The sequence below is a fragment of the Paraburkholderia sp. GV068 genome (genome assembly GCF_003058125.1).
In the GTDB taxonomy this organism is placed as follows: domain Bacteria; phylum Pseudomonadota; class Gammaproteobacteria; order Burkholderiales; family Burkholderiaceae; genus Paraburkholderia; species Paraburkholderia graminis.
In genome coordinates, this window is sequence record NZ_QBUB01000017.1 from 50,334 (window position 1) to 65,968 (window position 15,635).

16 protein-coding genes and 1 tRNA gene are annotated in these 15,635 nt (G+C 62.4%); 14 read left to right on the forward strand and 3 right to left on the reverse strand.

Annotated features, from left to right (window positions below; all coding sequences use genetic code 11):
• The first annotated feature begins 148 nt into the window (after positions 1-148).
• From C8K18_RS27470 to C8K18_RS27495, 6 genes are all read left to right on the forward strand, one after another.
• The gene (locus tag C8K18_RS27470) at positions 149-1,660 is read left to right on the forward strand and encodes an RNA polymerase factor sigma-54 (RefSeq protein WP_006048026.1); all 1,512 of its coding nucleotides are present in this window, start codon (positions 149-151) and stop codon (positions 1,658-1,660) included.
• 171 nt (positions 1,661-1,831) lie between these two features.
• Positions 1,832-2,188, forward strand: coding sequence for a ribosome hibernation-promoting factor, HPF/YfiA family (hpf, locus tag C8K18_RS27475; protein WP_006048027.1), 357 nt, complete (start codon positions 1,832-1,834; stop codon positions 2,186-2,188).
• A 306-nt stretch (positions 2,189-2,494) separates the two neighbouring features.
• Positions 2,495-3,010 (forward strand): PTS sugar transporter subunit IIA, encoded by a 516-nt coding sequence (locus tag C8K18_RS27480; RefSeq protein WP_006048028.1) that lies wholly within the window; start codon positions 2,495-2,497, stop codon positions 3,008-3,010.
• Between the two features lie 139 nt (positions 3,011-3,149).
• Positions 3,150-4,118 (forward strand): HPr(Ser) kinase/phosphatase, encoded by a 969-nt coding sequence (hprK, locus tag C8K18_RS27485; RefSeq protein WP_006048029.1) that lies wholly within the window; start codon positions 3,150-3,152, stop codon positions 4,116-4,118.
• 106 nt (positions 4,119-4,224) lie between these two features.
• The gene (gene rapZ / locus C8K18_RS27490) at positions 4,225-5,118 is read left to right on the forward strand and encodes an RNase adapter RapZ (RefSeq protein ID WP_107710492.1); all 894 of its coding nucleotides are present in this window, start codon (positions 4,225-4,227) and stop codon (positions 5,116-5,118) included.
• A 39-nt stretch (positions 5,119-5,157) separates the two neighbouring features.
• Entirely contained in the window at positions 5,158-5,793 is a 636-nt protein-coding gene (locus tag C8K18_RS27495; RefSeq protein ID WP_006048031.1) for an LON peptidase substrate-binding domain-containing protein, read from the forward strand.
• Between the two features lie 30 nt (positions 5,794-5,823).
• Here C8K18_RS27495 and mutY read toward each other — a convergent pair whose 3' ends face one another.
• Both mutY and mutM read right to left on the reverse strand, forming a co-directional pair.
• Complete coding sequence (gene mutY, locus C8K18_RS27500) at positions 5,824-6,972, reverse strand: A/G-specific adenine glycosylase (RefSeq protein ID WP_181324950.1); 1,149 nt, start codon at positions 6,970-6,972, stop codon at positions 5,824-5,826.
• Between the two features lie 6 nt (positions 6,973-6,978).
• On the reverse strand, positions 6,979-7,809 hold the full coding sequence (gene mutM / locus C8K18_RS27505) for a bifunctional DNA-formamidopyrimidine glycosylase/DNA-(apurinic or apyrimidinic site) lyase (protein WP_006048033.1): 831 nt from the start codon (positions 7,807-7,809) through the stop codon (positions 6,979-6,981).
• Positions 7,810-7,896: 87 nt separating this feature from the next.
• Between mutM and C8K18_RS27510 the strand changes: the two genes are divergently transcribed.
• From C8K18_RS27510 to hisC, 8 genes are all read left to right on the forward strand, one after another.
• A complete protein-coding gene (locus C8K18_RS27510) occupies positions 7,897-9,738 on the forward strand; it encodes a tetratricopeptide repeat protein (protein WP_006048034.1) in 1,842 nt (613 codons plus the stop codon).
• Positions 9,738-10,370, forward strand: coding sequence for a lipoprotein insertase outer membrane protein LolB (gene lolB / locus C8K18_RS27515; RefSeq protein WP_053857479.1), 633 nt, complete (start codon positions 9,738-9,740; stop codon positions 10,368-10,370). The genes C8K18_RS27510 and lolB overlap by 1 nt, the downstream gene beginning before the upstream one ends.
• Positions 10,371-10,460: 90 nt before the next feature.
• Entirely contained in the window at positions 10,461-11,342 is an 882-nt protein-coding gene (ispE, locus tag C8K18_RS27520; protein ID WP_107710493.1) for a 4-(cytidine 5'-diphospho)-2-C-methyl-D-erythritol kinase, read from the forward strand.
• A 52-nt stretch (positions 11,343-11,394) separates the two neighbouring features.
• Positions 11,395-11,471, forward strand: a tRNA-Gln gene (locus tag C8K18_RS27525).
• Between the two features lie 46 nt (positions 11,472-11,517).
• Positions 11,518-12,474, forward strand: a complete 957-nt coding sequence (locus C8K18_RS27530) for a ribose-phosphate pyrophosphokinase (protein ID WP_006048037.1) — start codon at positions 11,518-11,520, stop codon at positions 12,472-12,474.
• Positions 12,475-12,637: 163 nt separating this feature from the next.
• The gene (locus C8K18_RS27535) at positions 12,638-13,255 is read left to right on the forward strand and encodes a 50S ribosomal protein L25/general stress protein Ctc (protein ID WP_006048038.1); all 618 of its coding nucleotides are present in this window, start codon (positions 12,638-12,640) and stop codon (positions 13,253-13,255) included.
• Positions 13,256-13,405: 150 nt separating this feature from the next.
• Entirely contained in the window at positions 13,406-14,008 is a 603-nt protein-coding gene (gene pth / locus C8K18_RS27540; RefSeq protein ID WP_053857477.1) for an aminoacyl-tRNA hydrolase, read from the forward strand.
• Positions 14,009-14,166: 158 nt separating this feature from the next.
• Positions 14,167-15,246, forward strand: coding sequence for a histidinol-phosphate transaminase (hisC, locus tag C8K18_RS27545; RefSeq protein ID WP_107710494.1), 1,080 nt, complete (start codon positions 14,167-14,169; stop codon positions 15,244-15,246).
• 82 nt (positions 15,247-15,328) lie between these two features.
• On the opposite strand, the gene C8K18_RS27550 is transcribed toward hisC, so the two are convergent.
• Positions 15,329-15,586 carry a YfhL family 4Fe-4S dicluster ferredoxin gene (locus tag C8K18_RS27550; protein ID WP_013337947.1) on the reverse strand — a complete coding sequence of 86 codons (258 nt, stop codon included), beginning with the start codon at positions 15,584-15,586 and terminating at the stop codon, positions 15,329-15,331.
• Between the last annotated feature and the right edge of the window lie 49 nt (positions 15,587-15,635).

Sequence of the window (15,635 nt, forward strand, 5' to 3'; positions counted from 1 at the left end):
CGCGTTGTCGGCCCCTTGCGTTGTTTCCGGCTCGTTTTCGAGCTGGGCGGCTCGCGTCGGGCGCCGTCGAAAGCGGACGCATTGGTAATTGCGAATTCGCAAGGTATCGCGGTCGTGGCAAACTCTCTACAATGAATCTGAACTTGCCATGAAAGCCAGCCTCCAACTCCGCCTATCGCAGCATCTTGCGTTGACCCCGCAACTGCAGCAGTCCATCCGGCTGCTTCAGCTGTCCACGCTCGAACTGCAGCAGGAAGTGGCAACGGCGATCTCGCAGAATCCGCTCCTCGAGAACGAGGACGACTGGATCGCGAGCCCGCTGCGCGTGGCGTCCGACGGCTCTCTGATCACGCAGGCGCCCAGTTCGTCCGCGCCGCCCGAGCAGATGGGCGGCAATGGCTCGTCGTCCAGCAGCAGTGAGCGCTCGGAGAACGGCGAGCCGCAAGGCGTGGACGAATACAACGGCCTCTCGGGCGACGGCAACGGCGACGCGTCGCAATGGAATCTCGACGACTACGGCCGCTCCGGCAACGCCTCCGACGACGACGATTTGCCGCCGCTGCAAATTCACGAATCGAGTACTTCGCTGCGCGATCACCTGATGGCGCAACTGCGCGTCACGCAGGCCGGTCAGCGCGACCGCGCGCTCGTCACCTTCCTGATCGAGTCGCTCGACGACGACGGCTACCTTGCCGCCACGCTTGAAGAAGTGCTCGCGGACCTGCCCGAAGAACTCGAAGTCGATCTGGACGAAATGAATGCGGCGCTCGCGCTGCTGCACAGTTTCGACCCTGCGGGCGTCGGCGCGCGTTCCGCGTCGGAATGCCTGAAGCTGCAGTTGTTGCGGCTCGAGCCCTCGCCTACGCGCGCGCTTGCGCTCGACATCGTCAGCCATTATCTGGAACTGCTTGCGGCGCGCGATTTCACGCGTCTGCGCAAGCATCTGAAGGCGAACGACGACGATCTGCGCGACGCGCACATGCTGATCCGCTCTCTCGAACCGTTTCCCGGCGCAGCGTATGGCAAGGCCGAAGCGGATTACGTGGTGCCGGACATCATGGTGCGCAAAACCGCCCAGGGCTGGCAGGCCGAGCTCAATCCCGAAGTCGTGCCGAAGCTGCGCATCAACCACCTGTACGCCAACATTTTGCGCAATAACCGGGGCGATCCGGGCAGCGGTTCGTTGCGCCAGCAACTGCAGGAAGCGCGCTGGCTGATCAAGAATATCCAGCAGCGTTTCGAGACGATCCTGCGGGTCGCGCAAGCCATTGTCGAGCGTCAAAAGAGCTTTTTTGTGCACGGCGAAATTGCCATGCGCCCCTTGGTTTTGCGGGAAATTGCTGATACGCTGGGCCTACACGAGTCGACTGTCTCGCGTGTGACAACCGGTAAGTACATGCTCACCCCGTTCGGGACGCTCGAGTTCAAATACTTCTTCGGTTCGCATGTTTCGACAGATACGGGCGGCGCGGCGTCTTCAACCGCCATTCGCGCGCTCATCAAGCAACTGATAGGAGCGGAAAACGCAAAAACGCCTCTCTCAGACAGCCGCATAGCCGAACTGCTGGCGGAACAGGGCTTCGTGGTCGCACGGCGCACCGTGGCGAAATATCGCGAAGCGCTCAGAATCCCGGCAGTCAACCTGCGCAAGTCTCTGTAGCCCGTCGCCTTCCGTGGCGGGCATTTACCGGCCGCTCCGCAAGTTGGCGGACAGGCCGGCCGATGCGACCTGCCAGAAGTCAGTCACCGGGGGGCGACTCAGGCAAGCCGACAGATCGACCGGACCTACGTCATCGTGCGGACCAAGCGGCCACTAGCTTGGAGAAGCACTATGAATCTGCAGATCAGTGGACACCACCTCGAAGTTACGCCTGCGTTGCGCGAATACGTGATCTCCAAATTGGATAGGGTGCTAAGACATTTCGATCAGGTCATCGACGGCAGTGTGGTCCTCTCGGTCGACAACCACAAGGAAAAGGAAAAGCGGCAAAAGGTTGAAATCAACCTGCATCTGAAGGGCAAGGACATTTTTGTCGAGAGCTGTGACAGCGACCTTTACGCTGCGATCGATCTGATGATCGACAAGCTCGACCGGCAAGTGATACGCCACAAGGATCGCCTGCAAGGCCATCAGCACGAAGCGATCAAGTATCAACCGGCACCGCAACTGGACGTGCCGCCGCAGTAAGCGAATCCGCAAGCACTGCTTCAGTTCGCTCACCGAAACCGCCCGCAACCGGGCGGTTTTTTGTTGGGGCTTTGGTTGCGTTTTCCGTTGCGTTGTTCGTTGGGTTTTTCATTGCGTTTTTCGTTTGCGCCCACGCCGGCCAATCCGAAGAAAGAACCTATTGCGCATTGATGGCGCGCCGCACCATACGCTGCTACCCTGTTCTATAATGTTCCGGTTACCATCGGGGTCTAGCTCGCATGCAGGCGGTGTGCCGGAGTCCTGTGCTTTCGGACTCCAACGTACGTCGCCGTGAGCATCAAACGAATGGAACACCAATCAATCGCCCCAGCGAGGAGAACCCAGGCCACGTTTTCGCCTGTCAACATGAATCGTTTAGCCAAATTTCTTCCCCTCGAGAACGTCGTCGTCGGACTATCGGTCACCAGCAAAAAGCGCGTGTTCGAGCAAGCGGGCCTCATCTTCGAGAACCAGAACGGCATCGCCCGCAGCACGGTCACAGACAATCTGTTTGCGCGCGAGCGCCTCGGATCGACGGGGCTCGGCGAAGGCGTCGCGATTCCGCACGGCCGGATCAAAGGACTCAAGCAGCCGCTCGCCGCGTTTGTCCGCCTGGCCGAGGCCATTCCTTTCGAGTCGCCCGACGGTCAGCCGGTCTCTCTGCTCATCTTCCTGCTCGTGCCCGAACAGGCCACGCAGCAGCACCTCGAAATTCTTTCGGAAATCGCGCAACTGCTGTCCGACCGCGAGGCACGCGAGCGCCTGCACACGGAAGAAGACCGCGAATCATTGCATCGTCTGCTCACTCAGTGGCAACCTTGATGCAGCGGCGGTCATCCGCACGCCGCCTATCCGCACGCCCAACCGCCCGCGTGCGGATATCGCCAGGCCCGGCTCACGGCGCGCGTTAGCGCGGCCCGCGCTGTGCCCGGCAAGCGGCCAACACTGGAGTCACTGACTCATGGACACGTCCAGCATCAACGCCCAGAGCATTTTCGACGATAACGCCGCCACGCTGAAACTGAGCTGGCTGACAGGGCATGAAGGCTGGGAACGCGGCTTTTCTTCGGAATCGGTCGCGAATGCCACGTCGAGCGCCGACCTCGTCGGCCACTTGAACCTGATCCATCCGAACCGGATTCAGGTGCTCGGCGACGCCGAAATCGACTACTACAAACGCCAGACCGACGAAGACCGCTCGCGCCACATGGCCGAGCTGATCGCGTTGGAACCGCCGTTCCTGGTCGTGGCGGGCGGCGTTGCGGCGCCGCCGGAACTGGTGCTGCGCTGCACGCGCTCGTCCACGCCGCTTTTCACCACGCCGATGTCGGCGGCCGCGGTAATCGACAGCCTGCGCCTTTACATGTCGCGCATTCTTGCGCCGCGCGCCACGTTGCACGGCGTGTTCATGGACATCCTCGGCATGGGCGTGCTGCTCACCGGCGATTCGGGCCTCGGTAAGAGCGAGCTGGGTCTCGAACTGATCAGCCGCGGCCACGGCCTCGTCGCTGACGACGCAGTGGATTTCGTGCGCCTCGGCCCGGACTTCGTCGAAGGGCGCTGCCCGCCGCTTTTGCAGAATCTGCTGGAAGTGCGCGGCCTGGGCCTGCTCGACATCAAGACGATTTTCGGTGAAACCGCCGTGCGCCGCAAAATGAAGCTGAAGCTCATCGTGCAACTGGTACGCCGTCCTGACGGCGAGTTCCAGCGGCTGCCGCTGGAAAGCCAAACCGTCGACGTGCTCGGCCTGCCGATCAGCAAGGTAACGATCCAGGTGGCGGCCGGCCGCAACCTGGCGGTGCTGGTCGAAGCGGCCGTGCGCAACACGATCCTGCAACTGCGCGGCATTGACACGTTGCGCGATTTCATGGACCGCCAGCGTCTCGCCATGCAGGACCCGGATAGCCAGTTTCCCGGCAAACTGATCTGAGTCGGCGGAGCATGTCGAACCCGCCGATCCCGTCGCCCGCGGCTGTCCGCGGGTACGCGCGAAAGGGCTCAGATGCTATGATGAAACGGACCGATTTCACGACTCCATGCGCATAATCCTCATCACCGGCATATCCGGCTCAGGCAAATCCGTCGCGCTAAACGCGCTCGAAGACGCAGGTTATTACTGCGTCGATAATCTGCCGCCGCGCTTTCTGCCCGAGCTCGCCTCTTACCTTGCCGAAGACGGACACGACCGCCTCGCGGTCGCGATCGACGCGCGTTCGAGCGCGTCGCTCGACGACATGCCCGCGATGATCCGCGATCTGTCGCGCGCTCACGACGTGCGCGTGCTGTTCCTCAACGCGAGCACGCAGTCGCTGATTCAGCGCTTTTCCGAAACGCGCCGCCGCCACCCGCTGTCGGGCTCCACCGCGCATGATGCCGACGTCGGTTTGCTGACGTCGCTCGCCGAAGCGATCGAACGCGAGCGTGAACTTGTCGCGGGCCTCGCCGAGTTCGGCCATCAGATCGACACGAGCAATTTGCGCGCGAACGTGCTGCGCCAATGGGTGAAGCGCTTTATCGAACAGGAGCATGCGGGACTCGTGCTGATGTTCGAGTCGTTCGGCTTCAAACGCGGCGTGCCGCTTGACGCCGATCTGGTGTTCGACGTCCGCACGCTGCCGAACCCGTACTACGATCATGAATTGCGCCCGCTCACGGGCCTCGACAAACCGGTGATCGATTTTCTGGACGCGCTGCCGGTCGTGGATGAAATGATCGACGACATTGAGAAGTTTCTCGCTAAATGGCTCCCGCATTTCCGCGACGACAACCGTAGTTATCTGACAGTCGCGATTGGTTGCACGGGTGGCCAGCACCGCTCGGTGTTCATTGCCGAGACGCTCGCCGCGCGTCTCGCCAATGCAGCGAATGTAATCGTGCGGCACCGCGACGCACCGGTCGACGCCGGCGCGTCTTCGAAGTTAGTGGCTTAACCGGCCGCATCGCGCGGCCTTAACTCGAAGCGTTGCGCCATGTCCTCTACTTCCACTGTGCTCGCCGATGTGCCGCTGTTCCCGTTGCACACGGTTCTGTTTCCCGGCGGAATTCTGCCGCTGAAAATCTTCGAAGCGCGCTACCTCGACATGGCGCGCGACTGTCTGCGCGAAAAGACGCCGTTCGGCGTGTGTCTGCTGAAAAGCGGCGCCGAAGTCGCGCGGGAAAATGAGCCTTCGGTACCCGAATCAATTGGCTGTCTCGCCGAAATCGACGAATGCGACGTCGAAGCGTTCGGCATGCTGCTGATCCGCGCACGCGGCACGCGGCGCTTCCGGCTGCTGTCGCATCGCGTGGAAAGCAGCGGTTTGCTGGTCGGCATGGCCGAGCCGCTCGGGGAAGACGAGCCGCTCGAAGGCAATCAGCAGTTGGCAAAATTCGGCGCGTGCGCGGAGGTGCTCGAACGGATCATCGCGACAATCCGCGAGCGCGATCCGGAAAGCTTGCCGTTTGCCGAGCCGTTCCGACTCGAGGACCCGTCGTGGGTATCGAACCGTCTCGCCGAAGTACTGCCGATCGCGCTGCGTGCGCGCCAGAAACTGATGGAGATGCAGGACGCCGGCGCGCGCATCGAAGTGGTTCATCGCTATATGCAGCAGCATCAACTGCTCTAGCCGTTATCGGCGACACGCCGACGCAATTCGTCAGATCAGCGAACCTTGCAGACCATCCAGCAGTTTCCGCACGGGCGCGGGCACGCCGAACGAATCGAGATCGCTTAATGCGACCCAGGCGGTGTCCGCATCGCCCAACGCGGCGAGCGCGCCGACGCCTCGCTCCAGTTCCGCGAGCCGCGGCTCGATGTCCAGCTTGAAGTGTGTGAATACGTGCGTGAGCGGTGCAAGCGGCGCAAGCGATGAAACACCGGCGCCGCCGCCGAACTCGCGCGCACGAGTCGCGAGCGCGGCTTCGTCAGCCGCTTCGGGCAAGCTCCACAAACCGCCCCAGATACCCGAGGGCGGACGCTTTTCGAGCATCACCGCATTGCCGTCGCGCAGCACGAGCATCCACGTGCGGCGGGTCGGCACGGCTTTCTTCGGGCGCGCCGTCGGCAGTTCACGCTGACGCCCCGTTACGTTAGCGACGCAATCGGCGGCGAACGGACAGCGCAAGCAGTCGGGCTTGCCGCGCACGCACAATGTGGCGCCGAGGTCCATTAACCCTTGCGTGTACGCGCTGACTTCGTCGTCCGATGCATTCGACGGCAATAGCGATTCCGCCAGCGTCCACATTGCATTCTCGACCTTCTTCTCGCCCGGAAAACCTTCGACGCCGAACACGCGCGCGAGCACGCGCTTCACGTTGCCGTCGAGAATCGTCGCGCGCGCGCCGAATGCAAACGACGCAATCGCCGCCGCCGTCGAGCGGCCAATGCCTGGCAATTCCGCGAGTTCGTCGACGGAAGCCGGGAACGCGCCGCCATGCTGCTCGACCACCACCTGCGCGCAGCGGTGCAAATTGCGCGCGCGCGTGTAATAGCCGAGGCCGGCCCATAAGGCCATGACGTCATCGACGGGCGCGGCGGCCAGTGCGGCGACATCCGGAAAACGCGCGAGAAACTTCGCGTAGTACGGAATCACCGTCGACACCTGCGTCTGCTGCAACATGATTTCCGACAGCCAGATCCGGTACGCATCGCGCGTGTTCTGCCACGGCAGGTCATGGCGGCCATGCTTGCGCTGCCACGCGACCAGCCGCGAGGAAAAATCGGACGTGAGCGAAGAGGCGGATGCTGCGGGCGCGGCCGACGGCGACGAACGCTCGGCGGAGCGCGGAGTTAAGCGGGAGGGCATTGAAATTTAGCGCTGGCAGGTGGGACAAAAGTAAGTGGAGCGCTGACCTTGCACGATCTGTCTGATCGGCGTACCGCACACGCGGCAAGGCTGCCCCGCGCGATCATAGACGAAGTAATCGAGCTGAAAGTAGCCGCTTTCTCCGTTGCTGCCGACAAAATCGCGCAGCGTGCTGCCGCCTTTTTCTATCGCCGCGGCAAGCGTGACGCGCACGGCGTCGGCCAGCAGTCCATAGCGCACGAGCGAAACGCGGCCCGCTGCGGTCGTCGGCCGAATGCCCGCGCGAAAAAGGCTCTCCGACGCATAGATGTTTCCCACGCCCACCACGATTTCGCCCGCCAGCAGCGCCTGCTTTACCGAGACCTTGCGCCCGCGCGTGAGCCGGTGCATCAGCGCGCCGGAGAAGGCCGGCGAGAACGGCTCGACGCCGAGACTTGCGAGCAGCGGATGCCCGAGCACGTCGCCGGCTTCACGCGGATGCCATAGCACCGCTCCGAAGCGCCGCGGATCGCGAAAGCGCAAAATGAACTCGTCGAAGATCCAGTCGACGTGGTCGTGCTTCGCCGCGGCCGGCGGATGCGGCACGTGACGCAGCACGCGCAGTGTGCCGGTCATGCCAAGATGAACGATGAACCACCCTGCGTCGGTTTCGAACAGCAGATACTTGCCGCGCCGCTCGACGTTGCGCACCACGTGGCCGCGCAAAGTCTTCGCGAGATCCGCCGGAATCGGCCACCGCAGCGCGGGCGTGCGGACATCGACGCGCTCGACCTTGCGGCCGGACACATACGGTTCGATTCCTCGTCGGGTAACCTCTACTTCTGGCAACTCTGGCATGTCTGACTGGTCTGCAACTTGCGTGAGTGGTTGTGCGCGTATTGTAGCGAGCGCGTTACAATCGTCCGAAACATTGAACGGATTTCCATGAACTTGTCCTTCGTGAAGCTGTTTTTGAAGCGCCCGGCTAGCGCATTGCGTGTGCCGCAGGCAGTGTCCGCCCGGCGCGTGCTCGGTGCTGCCGCGCTCGCGCTGTGGGCGTTCGCCGCGGCGCCCGCGCACGCGCAGGACCCGTCGCCCGACTCGGACGACACGTCCGTCACGCTGAGCGATCCGCTCGGGCCGCCGTCGGCGGAAGAACAGAAATCGCTGCCGAGCGTGCAGCTGACGAGCCAGATCGTATTCCAGGTACTCGCCGCCGAAGTCGCGCTGCAACGCAATCAGCCGGCGCCCGCGTATCAGACGTACCTCGCGCTCGCGCGTGACACACATGATCCGCGCATGGCGCAGCGCGCCACCGAAATCGCGCTGGCCGCGCAAAGTCCATCGGACGCACTGGCCGCCGCGCAATTGTGGCAGCAGTATGCGCCGAGTTCGGAGCGCGCCGCGCAGCTGGACGCGTCGCTGCTCGTGCTGTCGGGCAAACCGGACGACGCGCAGCCGCTGCTCGAGCGCGAACTCGCGAAGGTGCCGGCGGACAATCGCGGCAACGCGATCCTCGCGCTGCAGTTGCTGCTCTCGCGCGGACCGAACCGGATCGGCGGCCTGCATGTGTTGCAGGAGATGTTGAAGAACGACATGAACCGGCCGGAAGCGCAACTGGCCGTCGCACGTCAGCAACTGGTCGCGAACGACGCACCCGGCGCGCGCAAGTCGCTCGAACAGGCGCTGGCGCTCAAGCCCGACTATTTGCCGGCCGCGCTGACGCTTTCGCAAATGGGCCCGGAAGAGCGCAAGGAAGGCATCGCGTCGCTCGAAAAATACGTGCAGCAGAATCCGAAGTCGCATGACGCGCGTCTCGCGCTCGCGCAAATGTATCTGGCGAGCGACCGTCTGGACGACGCGCAAAAGCAGTTCGAGATCATGCACAAGGCGAACGCGAACGACCTGACGCCGCTCATGGCGCTCGCGCTCATCAGAATCCAGCAGAAGAGTTTCAACGACGCGCAGGCTTACCTCACGCAATACGCGCAGCAAGCCGAGAAAACGCCCGGCGCCGATCCTGGCCAGGCGTACATCTACCTTGCGCAGTTGTCGCTCGAACAGAAGAACGAAGCGGCTGCCGCCGACTGGCTCGACAAGATTTCGCCGTCCAGCCAGCAGTACTTGCCGGCGCAGATTACGCGCGCGCAACTGCTCGCCAAGCAGGGCAAGCCCGACGACGCGCGCCGGCAGCTCGCCAGGCTGCGCCCCGCCGATCCGCGCGATCAGGCGGTGGTCGTGCGCACCGACGCCGCGATTCTGTTCGACGCGAAGCGCTATGGCGAAGCTGAAACGCGCCTGCAGGAAGCCACGGCGGCGTTCCCGGACGACCCCGATCTGACGTATGACTACGCGATGGCCGCCGAAAAGAACGGCCACTTCGACACGATGGAAGCGCAATTGCGCAAGCTGATCCAGACGCAGCCGGACAATCCGCAGGCGTATAACGCGCTCGGCTATTCGCTGGCCGATCGCAATCAGCGTCTCGCGGAAGCCGACAAGCTGGTCGAGAAGGCATCGTCGCTCGCGCCGAATGACGCCTTCATCATGGACAGCGTCGGCTGGGTCAAGTACCGCATGGGCGACACGACAGACGCGATCAAGGTGCTGCGCAAGGCGTACGACATTCAGCCGAACGCCGAAATCGGCGCGCACCTCGGCGAAGTGCTGTGGAAATCCGGCAATCAGGACCAGGCTCGCGCCGCTTTCCGCGAAGCGCGCAAGCTCGAACCGGACAACGAAACGCTCGTCAAAACGCTGCAACGTCTTCAGGTAAACGATCTTTGATGCGTCTTTCCCGTCTTGATACTCGCTCCCTTGCGCCGCGTCGCGCGGCGCTCGGGCTCGCGGCGGCAGCCGTCGTCGCACTCGCCGGCTGCGCGTCGGTGAAACCGCAAGGGCCGTCCACGTCGAATGCCGCAACCGCGGTGACCGCGCAAACCAGCCGCGCTTACCAGGGCCGCTTCGCCGTCCAGTACAACGATCAGAATGGCCAGCAGCGCAATGCTTACGGCAATTTCTCGTGGCAGGAAACCGGCGACACCGTCACGCTGCAGTTGCGCAATCCGTTTGGCCAGACGCTCGCAATCGTGACGTCGTCGCCGGCTTCGGCCACGCTCGAACTGCCGAACCGCCAGCCGCTCACCGCGGACAATGTGTCCACTTTGATGCAAAATGCGCTGGGCTTCGCGTTGCCCGTCGAAGGCTTGCGCTACTGGCTGCAGCCTTCGCCCGCGCCGACTTCGCGCGCGAAGACTGAAAAGGATCCGGAGCAACCGTCGCGCTTCAAGGAGATCACCCAGGACGGCTGGACGATCGACTATCTGGCCTACGCCGACGCGCCGGCCACCGGTGTGAAGCGTGTGAATCTGACGCGCTCGGAACCTCCGCTCGACATCAAGCTTGTGCTGGACCAGTAACCGACGGCGTGCCTTGCGCGCTGTTGTTTCGCATGCACTTGCCGCTTATTCGGCGCCTGTTTGGCGCATGTAGCCCCGTAGCCCCGACCCATGATCGAAACAACCCACTCGCTGCGCGATTGCCTCGCGCCAGCGAAGCTCAATCTCTTCCTGCACATCACCGGGCGCCGGCCGGACGGCTATCACACGCTGCAAACGGTCTTTCAGCTACTCGACTGGGGCGACACGCTGCACTTTACGCGGCGTAACGACGGGCTCGTCACCCGCAGCACCGAAATCTCCGACGTGCCGCCGGAACACGACCTCACCGTGCGCGCGGCCAATCTGCTGAAAGCGCATACGGGCTCGCCGGAAGGCGTCGACATCGAGATCGAAAAGCGTCTGCCGATGGGCGCGGGGCTCGGCGGCGGCAGTTCCGACGCGGCGACCACGCTGCTCGCGCTAAACCGTCTGTGGAAGCTGAACCTGCCGCGGCTCGAATTGCAGGCGCTGGCACTGAAACTCGGCGCCGACGTGCCGTTCTTCGTCTTCGGAAAAAATGCGTTCGCCCAGGGTGTTGGAGAAACGTTAGACGTTGTACAATTGCCGCCGCGTCATTTCCTGGTAGTGACGCCGAGGGTTCATGTGCCGACTGCAGCGATTTTCTCCGAAAAAGCGTTGACAAGAGATTCAAAAGCCCTCACAATTACGGACTTTCCTGCAGAACTTAGCTGCAACACTGAATGGCCAGACAGTTTTGGCCGCAATGACATGCAGCCGGTTGTCGTAGGAAAGTACGCGGAAGTAGCGCAAGTGCTGCGATGGTTTGAAAATATCGCGCCGGCGCGGATGTCCGGATCTGGTGCAAGTGTCTTTGCAGCGTTCCGTAGCAAAGCTGAAGCAGAAGCGGCACAAGCCAAACTGCCAAGCGAATGGAACAGCGCAGTGGCCGCCAGTCTGGCGCAGCATCCACTCTTTGCTTTCGCGTCATAGGTTTTGCATCGTCGAACGAAACTCCACGTTCGGCGGGGCTCAAAGTTAGTGTAGGGGAGTCGCCAAGCTGGTTAAGGCACCGGATTTTGATTCCGGCATGCAAAGGTTCGAATCCTTTCTCCCCTGCCAAAAATTCTCGCATTTCCCCTCGCCCCCAGCCTGAAGCAGGTGCACGATGAGCAGCCATGACGGCCTGATGGTTTTTACTGGCAACGCAAATCCCGCGCTTGCACAGGAAGTCGTCAAAATCCTCGGTATTCCCCTCGGCAAAGCAATGGTGAGCCGTTTCTCGGACGGTGAAATCCAGGTCGAGATTCAGGAAAACGTGCGCGGCAAAGACGTCTTTGTTCTGCAGTCCACGTGCGCACCGGCGAACGACAACCTGATGGAACTGATGATCATGGTCGACGCGCTCAAGCGCGCATCGGCCGGCCGGATCACCGCAGCCATCCCCTACTTCGGTTATGCACGCCAGGATCGCCGCCCTCGTTCGGCGCGCGTCGCCATCTCGGCGAAAATCGTGGCGAACATGCTGGAAATCGCGGGCGTCGAGCGGATCATCACGATGGATCTGCACGCCGACCAGATTCAGGGTTTCTTCGACATTCCGGTCGACAACATCTACGCTACGCCCGTGCTGCTCGGCGATCTGCGCAAGCAGAACTACGAGAACCTGCTGGTCGTTTCGCCGGACGTCGGCGGCGTGGTGCGTGCCCGGGCTTTGGCGAAGCAGCTCAACTGCGACCTCGCAATCATCGACAAACGCCGCCCGAAGGCGAACGTTGCCGAAGTGATGAACATCATCGGTGAAGTCGAAGGCCGGACCTGCGTGATCATGGACGACATGGTCGACACCGCCGGCACGCTTTGCAAGGCAGCACAAGTTTTGAAGGAACGTGGCGCGAAGCAGGTTTTCGCTTACGCCACGCACCCGGTTCTGTCGGGCGGCGCGGGCGAGCGTATCGCCGCTTCCGCGCTCGACGAACTGGTCGTCACGGACACGATCCCGCTCGGCGAAGAAGCCCGCTCGTGCGCGAAGATCCGTTCGCTGACGAGCGCGGGCCTGCTGGCCGAAACGTTCTCGCGCATCCGCCGCGGCGATTCGGTCATGTCGCTGTTCGCTGAAAGTTAAGTATTTGCGAAGGCGCGGCGTATTGCTACAAGGCAACGCCGCGCTTTTGCACAATCGGCGTGAACGAACGAAGGTTCATGCCGCAGCTCTGGGGCCTCAGCCATAGCGGCTTGCGGGCCCCGTTTTTACTGCCTGGTCGCGGGCGGTGCATTGGAGATTCAAGATGAAAGTTGTCGCTTTCGAGCGTTCTTTGCAAGGTACGGGTGCGAGCCGCCGCCTGCGTAACTCGGGCAAGACCCCGGGCATCGTATATGGCGCTGGTGCTGAAACGCAATTGGTCGAACTGGACCACAACGCGCTGTGGCACGCGCTGAAGAAAGAAGTTTTCCACTCGTCGATTCTCGATCTGGAAGTCGGTGGCAAGTCGCAACAGGTTCTGCTGCGCGACGTGCAATACCATCCGTTCCGTCAGCTCGTGCTGCACGTGGACTTCCAGCGTGTCGACGCAACGAAGAAGCTGCACACCAAGGTGCCGCTGCACTTCATGAACCAGGAATCGAACCCGGCAGTCAAGCTGGCGAGCGCGGTGATCTCGCACGTCATCAATGAAATCGAAGTCGAGTGCCTGCCGTCGGCACTGCCCGAATTCATCGAAGTCGATCTGGCGAAGATCGAAGCGGGTCAATCGGTTCACGCGAAAGATATTCCGCTGCCGGCAGGCGTGTCGCTGGTTGCTCACGTCGACGCTGAAAACCCGGTCGTCGCTTCGGCAACGATCCCGGCTGGCGCAGTGTCGGAAAGCGACGCTGCTTCCGCTGAAGGCGAAACGCCGGCTGCTTAAGCGCCGTTCGCGCATTGAGCAAGCAATCCTCTCGATCCGTTTCAATGAAACGGTCGACGTGACCCGCCGAGGTTCGCCCCGGCGGGTTTTTTTTCGGTTTTTTTCGGCTCGGCCGCGCGCTGCTTCCGGGCCTGATGGACCCACGCAATCATGATCAAGCTGATCGTCGGGCTCGGCAATCCGGGCGCCGAATACACCGCGACGCGCCACAACGCAGGTTTCTGGCTGGTCGATCAACTGGCGCGCGACGCAGGCACGACCCTGCGCGACGAGCGGCGCTTCCACGGTTTCTACGCGAAGGCACGGCTTCACGGCGAGGAAGTGCATCTGCTCGAGCCGCAGACTTATATGAACCGCTCGGGTCAGTCGGTCGTCGCGGTGGCGCAGTTCTTCAAGATTCTTCCCGACGAGATTCTCGTCGCGCACGACGAACTCGACATGCCGCCCGGCAGTGTCAAGCTGAAGCTCGGCGGCGGCAGCGGCGGTCATAATGGTTTGAAGGACATCACCGCACATCTGTCGTCGCAGCAGTATTGGCGGCTGCGCATCGGCATCGGCCATCCGCGGGATTTGATTCCTGAAAGCGCGCGCGCCGGCGCGAAGCCGGACGTCGCCAACTATGTGCTGAAACCGCCGCGCCGCGAGGAGCAGGACGCGATCGACGCGGCCATGGAGCGTGGGCTGGCAGTGATGCCGCAGATCATCAAAGGCGAGCTTGAACGCGCGATGATGCAACTGCATCGGAATTCGTAAGCGCAATTCGTAAGCGCTGTTGTTTTGCGCGGGACGGCCCCGCTGCGTTGCGTGCAACCGGCGCGTTCTGCCGGCCGTGCGCTTAACAACACAAGCTGATCATCGCATTGACTTAGAACCCGCCGCGCCAGATCGACCGCTTTGCATCGGAGAACCCTTTGAGCCGCTATTGGAGTGACATCGTTCACCGTCTGACGCCGTATGTGCCGGGCGAACAGCCCGCGCTCGCGCATCCGGTGAAGCTGAATACCAACGAGAATCCCTACCCGCCTTCGCCGCGCGTGCTCGAGGCAATCCGCGAGGAACTGGGCGATGCCGGCGAATCGTTGCGCCGCTACCCGGACCCGACCGCGCTCAAGCTGCGTGAAACCGTGGCTGCGTACCACGGCATCCGCGCCGATCAGGTTTTCGCCGGTAATGGCTCGGATGAGGTGCTCGCGCTCACCTTCCAGGCCTTGCTCAAGCACGACAAGCCGCTGCTGTTTCCTGACATCACGTACAGCTTTTATCCGACTTATGCGCGGCTTTTCGACGTTGACTATCGGACGATTCCGCTCGACGACGCCTTTGCGATCCACGTCGACGACTACGCGGTTCCCAACGGCGGCATCCTGTTTCCGAATCCGAACGCGCCGACGGGACGTCCGCTGCCGCTTGCGGACATCGAGCGCTTGCTCGCAACAAACGCCGATTCGGTCGTGGTGATCGACGAAGCGTATGTGGATTTCGGCGCGGAATCGGCGATCGGGTTGATCGACCGCTATCCGAACCTGCTCGTCGTGCAGACGGTGTCGAAGTCGCGCTCGCTGGCGGGCATGCGCGTCGGCTTCGCGTTTGGCAACGCGGAACTGATCGACGCGCTGAATCGCGTGAAAGACAGCTTCAACTCGTATCCGCTGGACCGCCTCGCGCAAGCCGCGGCCCGCGCGGCGTATCAGGACGAAGCGTGGTTCCGCGACACTTGCGCCAAAGTGATCGCGAGCCGCGAACGGCTGGCTGCGGGCCTGACGGCGCTCGGTTTCGATGTCGTGCCGTCGGCGGCCAATCTGCTGTTTGCGCGCCACCCCGGATACGACGCGGCGGCGCTGGTGTCGCGGCTTCGTGAGAAGGAAATTTTCGTACGCCACTTCAAGGCGCCGAGAATCGATCAGCACCTGCGCATCTCGGTCGGAACCGACGCCGAGTGCGACATGCTGCTCGACGCCTTGCGCGACATTTTCAGCGCCTACGTGAGCTAGTCAGCTAATCAGCTAGTCGGCGCGCAGCAAAAAAAACGGCGAGGCCCGCGCCTCGCCGTTTTCAATTCCATTGACCACAACCTCACGCGCTCTTTGCCGCCTGTAACGCGTGATACTTCGCCATCAAGCCTTCCGGCGTTTCCAGATGCTCGGGATCGCGCGGAATGCACTCGACGGGACACACCTGAATGCACTGCGGCTCGTCGAAATGGCCGACGCACTCCGTGCACTTTTTCGGGTCGATCACATAGATTTCCGGGCCCATCGAAATCGCGTCGTTCGGGCACTCGGGCTCGCACACGTCGCAATTGATGCACTCGTCGGTAATCATCAAGGCCATACTTCTCTCACTTCATGCCGGCCGCAGCCAGCTTCGTTCCGTCAAACCG

Coding starts and splice junctions, on each gene's coding strand:
- C8K18_RS27470 (WP_006048026.1), top strand. CDS start 149: ATGAAAGCCAGCCTCCAACTCCGCCTATCGCAGCATCTTGCGTTGACC.
- hpf (WP_006048027.1), top strand. CDS start 1,832: ATGAATCTGCAGATCAGTGGACACCACCTCGAAGTTACGCCTGCGTTG.
- C8K18_RS27480 (WP_006048028.1), top strand. CDS start 2,495: ATGGAACACCAATCAATCGCCCCAGCGAGGAGAACCCAGGCCACGTTT.
- hprK (WP_006048029.1), top strand. CDS start 3,150: ATGGACACGTCCAGCATCAACGCCCAGAGCATTTTCGACGATAACGCC.
- rapZ (WP_107710492.1), top strand. CDS start 4,225: ATGCGCATAATCCTCATCACCGGCATATCCGGCTCAGGCAAATCCGTC.
- C8K18_RS27495 (WP_006048031.1), top strand. CDS start 5,158: ATGTCCTCTACTTCCACTGTGCTCGCCGATGTGCCGCTGTTCCCGTTG.
- mutY (WP_181324950.1), bottom strand. CDS start 6,972: ATGCCCTCCCGCTTAACTCCGCGCTCCGCCGAGCGTTCGTCGCCGTCG.
- mutM (WP_006048033.1), bottom strand. CDS start 7,809: ATGCCAGAGTTGCCAGAAGTAGAGGTTACCCGACGAGGAATCGAACCG.
- C8K18_RS27510 (WP_006048034.1), top strand. CDS start 7,897: ATGAACTTGTCCTTCGTGAAGCTGTTTTTGAAGCGCCCGGCTAGCGCA.
- lolB (WP_053857479.1), top strand. CDS start 9,738: ATGCGTCTTTCCCGTCTTGATACTCGCTCCCTTGCGCCGCGTCGCGCG.
- ispE (WP_107710493.1), top strand. CDS start 10,461: ATGATCGAAACAACCCACTCGCTGCGCGATTGCCTCGCGCCAGCGAAG.
- C8K18_RS27530 (WP_006048037.1), top strand. CDS start 11,518: ATGAGCAGCCATGACGGCCTGATGGTTTTTACTGGCAACGCAAATCCC.
- C8K18_RS27535 (WP_006048038.1), top strand. CDS start 12,638: ATGAAAGTTGTCGCTTTCGAGCGTTCTTTGCAAGGTACGGGTGCGAGC.
- pth (WP_053857477.1), top strand. CDS start 13,406: ATGATCAAGCTGATCGTCGGGCTCGGCAATCCGGGCGCCGAATACACC.
- C8K18_RS27550 (WP_013337947.1), bottom strand. CDS start 15,586: ATGGCCTTGATGATTACCGACGAGTGCATCAATTGCGACGTGTGCGAG.